13 protein-coding genes and 1 tRNA gene are annotated in these 12595 nt (G+C 63.0%); 6 read left to right on the forward strand and 8 right to left on the reverse strand.

Annotated elements, in window-relative coordinates:
- Positions 1-36: 36 nt before the first annotated feature.
- The 5 genes from DK874_RS04025 to DK874_RS04045 all read right to left on the reverse strand — a co-directional run bounded on the left by DK874_RS04025 (position 37) and on the right by DK874_RS04045 (position 6264).
- Entirely contained in the window at positions 37-1020 is a 984-nt protein-coding gene (locus DK874_RS04025; RefSeq protein ID WP_114312755.1) for an ABC transporter ATP-binding protein, read from the reverse strand.
- Entirely contained in the window at positions 1017-2036 is a 1020-nt protein-coding gene (locus DK874_RS04030; RefSeq protein ID WP_114312756.1) for an ABC transporter ATP-binding protein, read from the reverse strand. The genes DK874_RS04025 and DK874_RS04030 overlap by 4 nt, the downstream gene beginning before the upstream one ends.
- Positions 2037-2108: 72 nt before the next feature.
- Positions 2109-3464: an ABC transporter permease gene (locus DK874_RS04035; protein ID WP_114312757.1), complete on the reverse strand. Its 1356-nt coding sequence runs from the start codon at positions 3462-3464 to the stop codon at positions 2109-2111.
- 8 nt (positions 3465-3472) lie between these two features.
- Complete coding sequence (locus tag DK874_RS04040; protein WP_162798715.1) at positions 3473-4456, reverse strand: ABC transporter permease; 984 nt, start codon at positions 4454-4456, stop codon at positions 3473-3475.
- Positions 4457-4512: 56 nt separating this feature from the next.
- Complete coding sequence (locus DK874_RS04045) at positions 4513-6264, reverse strand: ABC transporter substrate-binding protein (RefSeq protein ID WP_114312759.1); 1752 nt, start codon at positions 6262-6264, stop codon at positions 4513-4515.
- A gap of 122 nt (positions 6265-6386) precedes the next feature.
- Here DK874_RS04045 and DK874_RS04050 point away from each other — a divergent pair, with 122 nt between their 5' ends.
- The 4 genes from DK874_RS04050 to DK874_RS04065 all read left to right on the forward strand — a co-directional run bounded on the left by DK874_RS04050 (position 6387) and on the right by DK874_RS04065 (position 10201).
- On the forward strand, positions 6387-7418 hold the full coding sequence (locus tag DK874_RS04050; RefSeq protein WP_114313001.1) for a zinc-binding dehydrogenase: 1032 nt from the start codon (positions 6387-6389) through the stop codon (positions 7416-7418).
- A 134-nt stretch (positions 7419-7552) separates the two neighbouring features.
- Positions 7553-8560, forward strand: a complete 1008-nt coding sequence (locus DK874_RS04055; protein ID WP_114312760.1) for an NAD(P)/FAD-dependent oxidoreductase — start codon at positions 7553-7555, stop codon at positions 8558-8560.
- A gap of 69 nt (positions 8561-8629) precedes the next feature.
- Entirely contained in the window at positions 8630-9178 is a 549-nt protein-coding gene (locus tag DK874_RS04060) for a LabA-like NYN domain-containing protein (protein ID WP_114312761.1), read from the forward strand.
- Between the two features lie 3 nt (positions 9179-9181).
- The gene (locus tag DK874_RS04065; protein ID WP_114312762.1) at positions 9182-10201 is read left to right on the forward strand and encodes a hypothetical protein; all 1020 of its coding nucleotides are present in this window, start codon (positions 9182-9184) and stop codon (positions 10199-10201) included.
- On the opposite strand, the gene DK874_RS04070 is transcribed toward DK874_RS04065, so the two are convergent.
- Together DK874_RS04070 and DK874_RS04075 are read right to left on the reverse strand one after the other, a co-directional pair.
- Positions 10198-10731 (reverse strand): ribonuclease FAU-1 family protein, encoded by a 534-nt coding sequence (locus DK874_RS04070; RefSeq protein WP_114312763.1) that lies wholly within the window; start codon positions 10729-10731, stop codon positions 10198-10200. The two genes, DK874_RS04065 and DK874_RS04070, sit on opposite strands and share 4 nt — an antisense overlap.
- A 30-nt stretch (positions 10732-10761) precedes the next feature.
- Positions 10762-10953 (reverse strand): YgaP family membrane protein, encoded by a 192-nt coding sequence (locus DK874_RS04075; RefSeq protein WP_114312764.1) that lies wholly within the window; start codon positions 10951-10953, stop codon positions 10762-10764.
- Positions 10954-11039: 86 nt separating this feature from the next.
- Here DK874_RS04075 and DK874_RS04080 point away from each other — a divergent pair.
- Both DK874_RS04080 and DK874_RS04085 read left to right on the forward strand, forming a co-directional pair.
- Positions 11040-11116 (forward strand) — tRNA-Ile (locus DK874_RS04080).
- A gap of 81 nt (positions 11117-11197) precedes the next feature.
- Positions 11198-11527: a tRNA-binding protein gene (locus tag DK874_RS04085; RefSeq protein WP_114312765.1), complete on the forward strand. Its 330-nt coding sequence runs from the start codon at positions 11198-11200 to the stop codon at positions 11525-11527.
- Here DK874_RS04085 and DK874_RS04090 read toward each other — a convergent pair.
- Complete coding sequence (locus DK874_RS04090) at positions 11524-12555, reverse strand: SIS domain-containing protein (RefSeq protein WP_205387557.1); 1032 nt, start codon at positions 12553-12555, stop codon at positions 11524-11526. The two genes, DK874_RS04085 and DK874_RS04090, sit on opposite strands and share 4 nt — an antisense overlap.
- Positions 12556-12595: the final 40 nt, after the last annotated feature.

The raw sequence follows: 12595 nt of genomic DNA on the forward strand, positions 1-12595 counted from the left end.
CCCCGGCGGGATCCGCCGGGGCCTTCGCCCAAAAACCTACAGGATATCGTCCCGGATACAGGCCTTGAAGTGGCCCGGGGCCACCTCCTTAAGCTCGGGAACCACCTGAGCGCACTCGGGTATGGCGTAGCGGCACCGGGTGCGGAAGACGCAGCCCGAGGGGGGGTTGATGGGGGAGGGAATGTCTCCCTGAAGGACGATCCTCTCCCGCTTTACCGTGGGGTCGGGGATGGGCACCGCCGAGAGCAAGGCCTCGGTGTAGGGGTGCTTGGGGTTCCGGTAAAGCTCCCTCGAGGAGGCGATCTCCATCACCTTGCCCAGGTACATCACCGCCACCCGGTCGGAGATGTACTCCACCACCGCCAGGTCGTGGGCGATGAACAGCATGGTGAGGCCCAGCTCCTCCTTGAGGTCCTGGAGTAGGTTCACCACCTGGGCCTGGATGGACACGTCCAGGGCGGAAACCGGCTCATCGGCCACAATGAACTCCGGGGCCACCGCCAGGGCGCGGGCGATGCCGATCCTTTGCCGTTGCCCACCGGAAAACTCATGGGGGTAGCGGCGCATGTGGTCCGGGGAAAGCCCCACCAGCTTTAAGAGCTCCGCCACCCTCTCCGTGCGCTCCTGGGGCGTCTTGCCCAGGCCGTGGATGATGAGGGGCTCGGCGATGATATCCCCCACGGTCATGCGGGGGTTCAAGGAGCTAAAGGGGTCCTGGAAAATGATCTGCATCCGCCGGCGGTAAGGGCGGAGCTTGTCCTTGGGCAGGTCGGTGATGTCCTGGCCGTCAAAGAGGATCCGCCCCCCCGTGGGCTCAATGAGGCGGAGCAGGGTGCGGCCCACCGTGGTCTTGCCGCTTCCCGACTCCCCCACCAGGCCCAAGACCTCCCCCTTCTTGATGGCAAAGGAAACCCCATCCACCGCCTTGACATTTCCCACCACCCGGGAGAGGATCCCACCCCGGATGGGGAAGTGCTTTTTCAGATCCTGGATCTCCAGGAGGACATGGTTTTCCCTCATGCCCGCACCTCCCGGATCTCCCGCCAGCGCAGGCACCGCACCTGGCGGCCGTCACCCGTGTCCTCCAAGGGAGGGACCTCCCGGTCGCAAAGGCCCTCCACATAATGCTTGCACCGCGGGTGGAAGGCGCACCCCGGGGGGAGGTACAAGGGGTTGGGTACGTTGCCGGGGATGGCCTCGAGGCGCTCCCTATGCTCCGCCGCCAGGTCCAAGCGGGGCACGGAGTGCAAAAGCCCCCGGGTGTAGGGGTGCAAGGGGTCCTTAAAGAGGGGTACCACGTCCGCCTCCTCCACCGCCCGCCCCGCGTACATCACCACCACCCGGTCCGCCATCTCCGCCACCACTCCCAGGTTGTGGGTGATGAAGAGGATGCTCATGCCGATCTCCTCCTGGAGCTTCTTCATCAGCTCCAGGATCTGGGCCTGAATGGTCACGTCCAAAGCCGTGGTGGGCTCGTCCGCAATGAGAAGGGAGGGATTACAGGAAAGGGCCATGGCGATCATCACCCGCTGCCGCATACCCCCAGACATCTGGTGGGGATAGTTGGCAAGCCGCTTCTTGGGCTCAGGAATCCCCACCAGCTCCAGCATGTGGGCGGCAAGCTCCATGGCCTCCTTGCGGCCTTTGCCCTGGTGGAGCATGATGGCCTCGGCGATCTGGTCCCCCACCGTGTACACGGGGTTTAAGGAGGTCATGGGCTCCTGGAAGATCATGGCGATGTCGTTGCCCCTAATCCTCCGCATCTCCGCCTCAGAAAGCCTGGCCAGGTCCCGCACCTCCCCGTCCTTGCCGCGGAAGAGGATCTCCCCACCCACGATCCTTCCCGGGGGCGTGGGGATGAGCCGCATGATGGAAAGAGCCGTTACGCTCTTCCCCGAACCCGATTCCCCCACCACCGCCAGGGTTTCCCCTTTGTCCACATGGAAGGAAACCCCGTCCACCGCCTTCACCACCCCATCATCGGTGAAGAAGTGGACCCTAAGGTCTCTCACCTCCAGTAGCCGTTTTTCGTCCATGCGCACTCCTTCGGGCAGAACCCTCTAGACACCTCACCCGTTATACGCCATACCCAGTCAAAAGAGAAGGGGCTACCGCCTCCGCCTGGGGTCGAAAGCATCCCGCAAACCATCCCCCACGAAGTTCCAGGCCATGATGGAAACAAAGATGAAAAACCCCGGCCAAAGCACCCAGGGGCGGTCCACAAAACTGGCAAACCCCCCCTGCTGTGCCGCTTGCAGGAGAAGCCCCCAGCTGGTGTAAGGCTCCGTGACCCCTAGCCCCAGGAAGGAGAGCCCGCTTTCCCCCAGGATGAAGCCAGGGATGGCCAAGGAGAGGCTGACGATGATGTAGCTGGCGGTGGCCGGCAACACGTGACGGGCAATGATCCGGGTATCGGAAGCCCCCAAGGCCCTTGCCGCCTGCACATAGTCCATCTCCCGCACGGAAAGCACGATCCCCCGCACCACCCGGGCCAAGCCCCCCCAGCCGATGAACCCCAATAGGCCCACCACCAGGTAGAAGGTGAAAAGCGGGTCAACGTTGGTGGGGAAAACCGCCCGCAAGGAGATGAGAAGGAAAAGGGTGGGGATAGCGGCGATGATCTCCACCAGGCGCATGATCAGGTTATCCGGGTCAAGGAGAAGGGGGCGGAAAGGCAGGGTCCGGGCAAGGAAAAAGGCAAACCATAAAGCGGCCAATGCCGCCAAGATCTGGAGAACCCCAAGGCCGGTAAGGGCGTAGTAGGCCCACGCTAGGTACAAGGCCCCAAAGGCCAGCCCGCCCCAGACGGCCCAGGAAAGAGGCCCCCAAACCAAGCCCCACCCGCGCCATGCCCGAAGGGGCAAGGAAAGGGCAAAAGGCCGGCCAGAAAAGTACCCGGCAATCCCTCCCAGCACCAGACCCAAAACAAAGGAGACCAGGGCGGAAAGGATGCCAATGGTCAGGGAAACCTGCCCCCCATAGACCAGGCGGCTATAGAGGTCACGGCCAAAGTTATCCGTGCCCATCAAGAAGATGTGGCCTGGGGGATCCACCCCGAAAAGGCGCAAATCGGAGCGGAACACCCTGAGGATGGTGTAGGGTTGGTCAGGGGTGCGCACGAAAAACCGCAGGTAGAACTTGCCCTGGGAAGGATCCTCCTCGTAGCGGGGCTGAAGGGAAACGGGGTCTATGCTGCGCTTGGTGGCATAGACAAAGGGCCGGCTAAGCTTTCCCGTCTCCGGATCCACAAAATGGATGGGGGTGGGCGGGTGGTGCCCCTTAGGGGGGTAAAGCTCGTAATAGTTGGGATCGTAAGGGGTAAAGAAGCCGGCAAAAAGGGCAAAGGTGTAGAGCACCAGGAGGATCCTGAGACCCCAAACCGCCAGCGGGTGCTTGCGGAACTGGCGCAAGGCCACCTGGGTGAGGCTTTGCGATTGGTGGGTTTTGGCAGCAGATGCCCGCATAGAGCCCTCTACTCGTAACGAATCCTGGGGTCCACCCAGGTCAAAAGGAGGTCGGAAAGCAGATTGCCCACCATCAGGAGGACGAGACCTATGGTGAGGAAGCCGGCCACCATGTAAAGGTCTTGCTGCTGCAATGAGTCCAGAAGGAGCGGGGTGATCCCAGGCCAGGCCATGACCACCTCCACCAGCCCCGCCCCTGAAATCAGCCCAGGCAAAATGCCCCCTATGTTGGCCACAAAGGGGATGACGGCGTTCCTAAGGGCATGCTTGTAGACCACCACCCGCTCCGCCAAGCCCTTGGCCCGTGCAGTGCGGATGTAATCCTGGGAGAGCACCTCCAGCATCTGCCCCCGCATGACCCGGGAAAAACCCGCGATGTCGCTGGTGGTTACCACGATGATGGGAATCACCGCATGCCAAGCGATATCCAGGATCTTTTTCCAGGGGTCAAACTGCTCAAAGCCGCTGCTGGTCATGCCCGACACCGGGAACACCATCACCCCCGTGCGGAAGTAGACCTGAAGGATCAGGTACATGAAGATCAGGGCCAGGAAAAAGTTGGGGATGGCCAAGCCGATGTAGGCCAGAAAGGAGATCACCCGGTCCCCCAGGGAATATTGGCGCAAGGCGCCATAGATTCCCACGGGAATGGCCACCAGGAAAAGGAGGAGGGTGGAGGGCACCACGATAGCCATGGAGTTAACCACCCGGGGCCAGACGATATCCAGCACCGGGGCCTGGTAGGCAAAGGAGTAGCCCAGATTGAGGTGCAAAAGGTTATGCATCCACAGGAGGTACTGCTCATGGATGGGCCGGTCCAGGCCAAACTGGGCCCTTAGGCGGGCGATGGTCTCCGGGGTCACCTTGGGGTCCAGCTCCAGCTGGGTCAGGTAGTCCCCAGGAGCCAACTGGATGATGAGGAAGGCCAAAAAGGTGGCCCCAAAAAAGGTGGGCACCAGGTAGAGGATGCGGCGAAGGATGTATGCGGTCATGGCTTCCCAAAGCATCCCCGGGGCCCAAGGACCCCGGGGATATCCCAGAACCTAACTCATTTCTTGATGAAGGTCAGCTCCAGTTCCCGCTGGCCCCAGATGCTGCTGATGATGGCATCGGGGTGCTCCCCACCCAGGCGGTTGTTCCAGGCGGGGTGGTAGTTGGGGCCGGCGATGTAGATGACGGGAAGAAGCTGGGCCTCAATCTCCTGCATGCGGTAACCGATCTCCACCCGCTTCTTGAAGTCAAGCTCGGTACGGCCGCGGGAGTATAGGGCGTCCAGCTGGGTCTCCCTGGGGTCCAGGCACTGGCCCGACTTGTTCCACATGTGGAGGTTGCCCTTGCAGGGCACCACGTTAGAGCCAAACGGCCAGTCCAGACCACCACCAGTAAGGCCAATGATGATGGCGTCAAAGGGCCGGTCGGGCCCAGAGGAAAGGAGCTGGCCCACCAGGGTGTTGAAGTCAATGGCCGTGAAGTTCACCTTCACCCCCACCTTCTTGGCCTCGTCCACGATCAGTTTGGCGATCTGCTCCCGCTGGACGTTGCCGGCGTTGGTGGAGAGGTTGAACTCCAACCTCCTTCCCTTGGAGTCCACCAGGTAGCCTTCCTTATCCTTCTTGGTGAAGCCCAACTCCGCCAGAAGCTTGGCCGCCTGTTGCAGGTTGTACTCGTACTTGGGCACCTTGGGGTTCACCCACTGGGTGAGCACCGGGTAGACGCTGCTGTACATGGGGGTGCCCAGGCCGCCATAGACGATGTCGATCACCGCTTGACGGTTGACGATGTGGCTCATGGCCCGGCGGAACTTATCCGAGCGGAAGAGGCTTTGCTTGAAGGGGTCCGAGGCCTTGTTCCAGTTGAAGACCATGAACTGGCTGCTGGCCACCGGGGAAGCATTGAGCTTGATGGTGGCGTCCAAGCGACCCTGTTGGATAGCCTGCCGGATCTGGGAGATGTGGTCCACGGTGGCAGGGGCCATCACGTCAATGTTTCCCGCCAGGAACTCCGCCAGCTGGGCGTTGGTGTCCTTGACGATCTTAATCTCGTACCGGTCCAGGTAGGGCAGGGGATTCCCCGCCTCGTCCTTGTTCCACTCTCCGAAGGCCGGGTTGCGCTTGAGGACCAGGCGCTCGCCCGGGCGGTAGCTTTCAATGAGCCAGGGCCCACCGGAAACGACGTTTTCCGGCTTCTCGTTCAGGGTCCACATCTTCTTGATGCCCTCGGCCCCATCCTTCTGGTAGACGGGCCCGAAGATGTGGTCCGGCCAAGGGGTAAAGCTGGCTACAGCAAAAGCTTCGGCGTCGGTTTTGGGGTAGATGAAGCGGATGGTGTAGTCGTCTATTTTCTTCAGGGTGATGGGCTTGCCATCAATGAAGAAGCTATCGTAGCTGTTGGACCCCACCGCCTTATCGGTGTGGATGCGCCAGGTGGTGATCCAGTCGTCGGCGGTGATGGGCTTGCCATCGGACCACTTCATGCCCTTGCGGATTTTGAAGGTGATCTCCAGCTTGTTGGGGCTGATGGTCCAGGACTCCGCCATGTAGGGGATCCATTCCCCGGTGGTGGGGTCCCGCATGACCAGGCCCCTGCCCCCGGATATGAGATCTGGAACGTTCCCCGCCTCTGCGGTGATAAAGGGGTTAAAGGTGCGGTAGTCGGAGATAACCGCCGCCCGAAGGGTACCGCCCCGCTTGACCTCAGACGGTTTGGCCACCGTCCACTTCTGGGGCCAGACAAAGGGCTGGGCGCTGGCCACACCCCCAAGCACCAGGGCACCCACTAAAACAGCCAAGAATCTTCTCATAGGTCTTACCTCCTTGTCCTACGCTGGACAGGTTACCCGCTTCTTCTGGACTCTGTCAAGGGTGGCCGTACCTTGACCCCGGCTCCCCTTCATGAAAGAATCCCCCTCATAAGGAGGCCATGATGAAGGCGGTGGTCATGGAAGCTCGAGGTGGCCCAGAGGTCCTAAAAGTAGCCGAGATGCCTACCCCTGAGCCCGGCCCCAAAGAGGTGCGGATCCGGGTAAAGGCCGCAGCCCTCAACCACCTGGACATCTGGGTCCGCAAGGGGGTGGCGAGCCCTAAGCTCCCCCTACCCCACATCCTGGGAGCCGATGCCTCGGGGGTGGTGGACGCGGTGGGGCCCGGGGTAACGGGCTTTGCCCCCGGGGACGAGGTGGTGGTCAACCCTGGCCTTTCCTGTAGCCACTGCGAAAGGTGCCTGGCCGGGGAGGATAACCTTTGCGCCAAGTACGAGATCCTGGGCGAGCACCGCTTTGGAGCCTACGCCGAGTACCTGGTGGTACCGGAGGTCAACCTTCTTAAAAAACCGCAAAACCTTTCCTTTGAAGAGGCTGCGGCCATCCCCCTCACCTTCCTCACCGCCTGGCAGATGGTGGTGGATAAACTCCAGGTGCGGCCCGGGGAGGATGTTTTGGTCATGGCCGCAGGTAGCGGGGTCAGCGTGGCCGCCATCCAGATCGCCAAGCTCTTCGGGGCCCGGGTCATCGCCACCGCAGGTTCGGAGGAAAAGCTGAGGAAGGCCAAGGAGCTGGGAGCCGACGAAACCGTGAACTACACCCATCCCGACTGGCCCAAGGAGGTGCGCCGTCTAACCGGCGGGAAAGGCGCTGACAAGGTGGTGGACCACACGGGAGCCCTTTACTTTGAAGGGGTGATCCGGGCCACGGCCAATGGGGGTAGGATCGCCATCGCCGGGGCCTCCTCGGGCTATGAGGGCACCCTTCCTTTCGCCCACGTCTTCTTCCGGCAGCTTTCCATCCTGGGCTCCACCATGGGCTCCAAAAGCCGCCTCTTCCCTATCTTGCGCTTTGTGGAGCAAGGCAAGCTCCGGCCCGTGGTGGGGCAGGTGCTTCCCTTAGAGGAGGCGGCGGAGGGGCACCGGCTTCTTGAGGAACGGCGCATCTTTGGCAAAGTGGTGCTCCAGATGGGTTAGCCAAGGCGGAACCGAGGTCCCGCCTTAGGACCATAGGAAGAAGGTTATAGGATGGACCTAAGACCTTTGTCCCTTGCCGAAAGCCGCCCCCAAAGGGGTTTCTGTAAGGGTAGAATGCGGAGCGAGGTGAGGCCATGGAGCACACCGATGTGATCATCATCGGCGCAGGACCCGCTGGGCTTTTTGCGGGTTTTTATGTGGGCATGCGGGGGCTTTCCTTCCGCTTCATCGACCCCTTGCCCGAACCCGGAGGACAGCTCTCCGCCCTCTATCCAGAAAAGTACATCTACGACGTAGCTGGCTTTCCCAAGGTGTACGCCAAGGACCTAGTCAAGGGCCTGGTGGAACAGGTGGCCCCTTTTAACCCCATCTACAGCCTAGGGGAGCGGGCGGAAACCCTGGAAAAGGACGGGGAGCTCTTCAGGGTGACCACCTCCTCCGGCAACACCTACAGCGCTAAGGCCATCATCATCGCTGCCGGCGTAGGGGCCTTTGAACCCAGGCGCCTGGGGGCTCCCGGGGAGAAGGAGCTGGAAGGCAAGGGCGTCTACTATGCGGTGAAGAACAAGGCGGAGTTCCAGAACAGGCGGGTCCTGATCGTGGGGGGTGGGGATAGCGCCGTGGACTGGGCCTTGAACCTTCTGGGCACCGCCCGGGAGATCACCCTGATCCACCGGAGGCCCCAGTTCCGGGCCCACGAGGCCAGCGTGAAAGAGCTTCTCAAAGCGCATGAGGAAGGGCGTCTTACCGTGCTCACCCCCTACGAGGTACGGCGGATCGAAGGGGATACCCAGGTGCGCAAGGCGGTGATTTTCCACAATGGGACCCAGGAGGAAAAGGAGCTGGAGGTGGATGCGGTCCTGATCCTGGCGGGTTACCTCACCAAGCTGGGGCCCTTGGCCAACTGGGGGCTGGAACTGGAAAAGAACAAGATCAAGGTGGACACCACCATGGCCACCAGCATCCCTGGGGTCTACGCCTGCGGGGATATCGTCACCTATCCGGGGAAACTCCCCCTCATTGTGCTGGGCTTCGGGGAAGCCGCCATCGCTGCCAACCACGCCGCCGCCTACGCCAACCCCACCCTTAAGGTTAACCCCGGCCACTCCTCGGAAAAGGCCGAGGAGAAAACCCCCGCCTAAGGACCCCTCCTCCCCTGTTCCGGGTCCCGGGCTACCCCGGGACCTTTCTTTGTCCTAAGATGGGGGCATATGCGGGTTGCCCTTTTCATTGACGGCTCCTACATGTACCTGGCCACCAAACGGCTGGGTTGGAACGTGGACCACCGCCGGGTCCTCACCCAGTTCGCCACCCCCGAGCAGCTCTACAACGCCTTTTACTACGTTCCCATCACCGACCCTGAGGACGAGCGCCAGCAGCGCTTCATTGACGCCCTGGTCTTCATGGGCTACACGGTGCGAAGCCGCCTGGTGCGGGGGGACGCCCGGTTTGAAGCCATGATGGCCACGGATCTCCTCACCACCGCTCCCCGCTGGGACCGGGCCATCGTGGCCAGCGGTTCGGGAGACCTGGCCCATACCTTCGCCGCCCTTAGGGCCTTGGGAAAGGAGATCCATCTTCTGGGCGTCCACGAGCTGGCCGACCTCGAGCTCCGCAACCAGGCGGACCGCTTCCTCAACCTCCCCGAGTGGCGGGAGGTCTTGGAGAGAACCCTGGGGGGACGCCGCACCTACGCCGGCTATCCGGTGGAGGCCACGGTGGAGGTCCCGCCCGCTCCCGTGGACGACCCCCAGCCCTAGCCCATGCCCCTGGGGCCCTGGCTTGTGCTGGCCTTGGCGGGCCTGCTCTTCCTGTTGCCCCCCATTCCCCCTTCCGCACCTCCCTCCCCTAGCCTACGGGACCTCCTTCCCTACCCCCCACGGCAACGGGAAGCCTTGGTGGGCCTTCACCTGGCGTTAAAGGCCAGCCTGCATCAGCTTCTGGGAAAAGAGGCGGCCCGGGCCTATGACCGGCTAATGCGCCTCGAGCTCAAAAACCAGCGCCTGGGCAAGCGCTCCGCCTTTCCGGACGCGAAGGCCGCTCTCCTGGCGGCCCAACGCTGGGTGGAGGCCATCGGCCAGGCCCGACGAGGCCATAGGGTGAGCCTGGAGGGGCTGCCCACCGCTCCCCACCACGTCCTTCCCCATGCCCGAGAGATCCGCACCGCCGCCTCGGCCCTCGGCATCCCTTACGGGGTGCTGGCCGCCATCGTGGACAACGAGCAGTACGGGGGGGATAAGGCCTTGGGGCTTTCCCGCGGGGTGCGGGAAGCGGCGGATACCTTGGCCCAGAGTTTGGCGGAGGCCCAGGGCCACACCCCCTTAAGCCGCACCCTGGGCCTGGCCCAGATGAGCTGGGAGGATGCCTTAAAGCAAGGGGATCGCCTGCGGCTTTTTGGGGCCTGGGACCCTGTCCGGGCCTTTCCCCGGAGCGAGGCCGAGGCCAGGCAGGCCCTGGAGGACCCCTACCTAAACCTCCTCTTCACCGCAAGCCGCCTCCGGGGCTACTTTAACGCCCTTTTAGGCCTCCCCCCTAAGGACACCCGCCCCCTGGAGGATCCCTGGCTCTACTACCTTGGTCCCGCCTGGCACAACTACCCCCTTAGGGCCCAGAACCTGGAAACCTGGGAGGATAGCTTCCACGGTTTCTTCAAAGGCCTCCTTTACCAGGTGGTGCTGGCGGGTAGGTGGCACCTGGAAGGCCGCACCCTTACCCCCCTCAAAGCCTGGGGGCCTGGGAATCAGGACCCCAAACCCAGCCCCCTACCCAGCCTTACCCCCTAGACCCGCTCCAACCACGGAAGGGGTTCCCCCGGAGGCAAAACCGGCCAGCGGCCTTCTTCCATGTGGCGGAAGATGGCCAACACCGCCTTTTCCGCCTCTTCCACCCAAGCCTTGGGATAAAGGGAGCGCTTGGCCAAAAACTCCTCCCGGTCAAAGACCTCACAGGTGTGGTCGGCCCGGCACTTCACATCCAGCTCGAGGTCATACTGGCAAAAGCCCCGTCCCGTCCACTCCGCTGGGGTTTGCACGTTCCAGTAGTACTCCAAAACCCGCCCCTCCCGCACGTCCGGCCCCCCGGAGTACCAGGCCCCTGGGAAAAAGGCCACGTAGGCGTCGTGGTCCAGCACCACCCTCCTACCCTTGGCCACATGGTGGAAGGTTCCCCCTTGGGGCAAAAGGGTGAGGACCCCCTCGGGGCGCACCTCCACCACCCGGGCCTCCCAGAAGTAATGCAGGCTATCGCCCGGGAACTTGTAAAACTCCACCCGCACGAGCTCCCCGGGAGCAACCGGCCAGGGCAAGGCCCCCATGCAAAGCGCCCAACGGGCCCTGCGCCCCGCTTACTTCTTGGTGCTGATACCCAGGACCTTGTAAAGGGCGCAGAAGCCGGTAATCGCCGTGAAGAGGAGGACCACCGCCACAACGCCCAGGATCCAGTTCCAAGGGGATGCCGACTGGAAGGCGAAGTAGAAGAGGACGAGGGCCAGGATAAACCGGATCGCCCTATCGGTGGTGCTTTCGTTCACCGTCATGGCTCACCTCCGCTTCCACCCTACACCTCTGGGCCCCGGATATCTAGCCCTACCCCACCGGCTATGCTAAGATGGCTTTCTGGCAGGGGCCGTTAGCTCAATCGGTCAGAGCGGCCGGCTCATAACCGGTTGGTTGCAGGTTCAAGTCCTGCACGGCCCACCAGCTCCAAGACGGCAAAACCCCCGCCCCCTTGTAGGGGCGGGGAAGTTTTTAGCATGGTAACCCTTCTGGCAGAATCAAAGCATGGACGCTCTGGAGGCCTTCCAAGCCCTAGATTTGCGCGTGGGCCGTATTCTTAAGGCCGAACCCCACGAGAAAGCCCGCAAGCCCAGCTACAAGCTTTGGATAGACCTGGGCCCTTTGGGCATCAAGTCAAGCTCCGCTCAGATCACCGAGCTCTACCGCCCGGAAGACCTAGTGGGCCGGCTGGTGGTGTGCGCGGTGAACCTAGGTACCCGCCTCATTGCCGGGTTTCCCTCGGAGGTCCTGGTCCTGGGGGCCAAGGATGGGGAGGGCCGGGTGGTCCTCCTCACCGTGGAGCGTGAGGTGCCCCTGGGGGAAAAGGTCTTCTAGCGGGTCCGGGTCACCTTGGTGAGGTGCCGGGGCCGGTCCGGGTCCAGGCCTCGAGCCCGGGCCAGGGCCTCCGCCTTGGGGTAGAAGGCCTGGGCCAGGAGCAGAGGGGTGGTTTCGGGCTCAGAGGCCACAGGAAGCGCCAGGGGGGAATCCGCCAGGGCTAGGACGTCGGGTTCAGGGGAGAGGACGAGAAGATGGGCCCCTTTAGCCCTTAGCCCCTCCAGGATGGCAAGAAGGGTATCCGAGGCCTCATCCTTCTGCACCAGAGCCAGCACCGGGAAACCAGGCTCCAAAAGGGCCTGGGGCCCATGGAGGAACTCCGCCGCCGAAAGCCCCTCCGCATGAAGCCCCGCCACCTCCTTGAGCTTCAAGGCCGCCTCGAGGGCCACGGGATAGGTGAACCCCCGCCCCAGGACGAAAAGGTTTTCCCCATCCTCCAGGTAATCCAGCTCCCCCGAGGTTTCCAAGGCCCGGTGCAAGGCCTCGGGTAAGGTGGGAAGGACTTGGCGCAGGCGGGATTCCTCCACCAGGTGGGCCAGGAGGTGTAAGGTGGCAGCCAGCATGGCGAGAAAGCTCTTGGTGGCGGCCACCGCCTTCTCCTCCCCGGCATGGAGGGGAAGGACCACCTCTGCCATTCGGGCCAGGGGGCTCTCCTCCCGGTTCACCAGGGCCACCGTGAGGACACCCTGCGCCCGATAGGCGGCCACGGTCTCCAGGAGATCCGGGCTCTCCCCGCTTTGGCTGTAGGCCAGAAGGAGCGAGGGAACGGGTACCCGGGGCCGGGCCCGGTAGAGGGTGAGGACGGAAGGGGCCAAGGAGAGGACCGGCCATTCCAGGCGGGCCTCGAGGAGGTACTTGGCAAAAAGGGCCGCATGGTCGGAACTGCCCCGGGCCACGGTAAGGGTAAGGCTCGGGGGGCGCTTCCTCAGGAAGCGGGCCAGGCTCCGCACCTCAGCCTCGTTCTCCCTAAGGAGGCGCTCTATGACCTTAGGAGCTTCCTCCGCCTCGGCGCGCATCCAAGAGGCCATGGGTCCACTATAGGCCAGGGGAAGTTCCCCTGGCCACCTG

Origin of the sequence: Thermus caldifontis (assembly GCF_003336745.1) — a bacterium.
GTDB lineage: Bacteria > Deinococcota > Deinococci > Deinococcales > Thermaceae > Thermus > Thermus caldifontis.

Excerpts from the sequence above, each read along its gene's own strand:
- DK874_RS04045 (WP_114312759.1), bottom strand. The coding sequence starts at position 6,264 with ATGAGAAGATTCTTGGCTGTTTTAGTGGGTGCCCTGGTGCTTGGGGGT.
- DK874_RS04075 (WP_114312764.1), bottom strand. The coding sequence starts at position 10,953 with ATGACGGTGAACGAAAGCACCACCGATAGGGCGATCCGGTTTATCCTG.
- DK874_RS04040 (WP_162798715.1), bottom strand. The coding sequence starts at position 4,456 with ATGACCGCATACATCCTTCGCCGCATCCTCTACCTGGTGCCCACCTTT.
- DK874_RS04090 (WP_205387557.1), bottom strand. The coding sequence starts at position 12,555 with ATGGCCTCTTGGATGCGCGCCGAGGCGGAGGAAGCTCCTAAGGTCATA.
- DK874_RS04065 (WP_114312762.1), top strand. The coding sequence starts at position 9,182 with ATGCCCCTGGGGCCCTGGCTTGTGCTGGCCTTGGCGGGCCTGCTCTTC.
- DK874_RS04025 (WP_114312755.1), bottom strand. The coding sequence starts at position 1,020 with ATGAGGGAAAACCATGTCCTCCTGGAGATCCAGGATCTGAAAAAGCAC.
- DK874_RS04030 (WP_114312756.1), bottom strand. The coding sequence starts at position 2,036 with ATGGACGAAAAACGGCTACTGGAGGTGAGAGACCTTAGGGTCCACTTC.
- DK874_RS04035 (WP_114312757.1), bottom strand. The coding sequence starts at position 3,464 with ATGCGGGCATCTGCTGCCAAAACCCACCAATCGCAAAGCCTCACCCAG.
- DK874_RS04050 (WP_114313001.1), top strand. The coding sequence starts at position 6,387 with ATGAAGGCGGTGGTCATGGAAGCTCGAGGTGGCCCAGAGGTCCTAAAA.
- DK874_RS04055 (WP_114312760.1), top strand. The coding sequence starts at position 7,553 with ATGGAGCACACCGATGTGATCATCATCGGCGCAGGACCCGCTGGGCTT.
- DK874_RS04060 (WP_114312761.1), top strand. The coding sequence starts at position 8,630 with ATGCGGGTTGCCCTTTTCATTGACGGCTCCTACATGTACCTGGCCACC.
- DK874_RS04070 (WP_114312763.1), bottom strand. The coding sequence starts at position 10,731 with ATGGGGGCCTTGCCCTGGCCGGTTGCTCCCGGGGAGCTCGTGCGGGTG.
- DK874_RS04085 (WP_114312765.1), top strand. The coding sequence starts at position 11,198 with ATGGACGCTCTGGAGGCCTTCCAAGCCCTAGATTTGCGCGTGGGCCGT.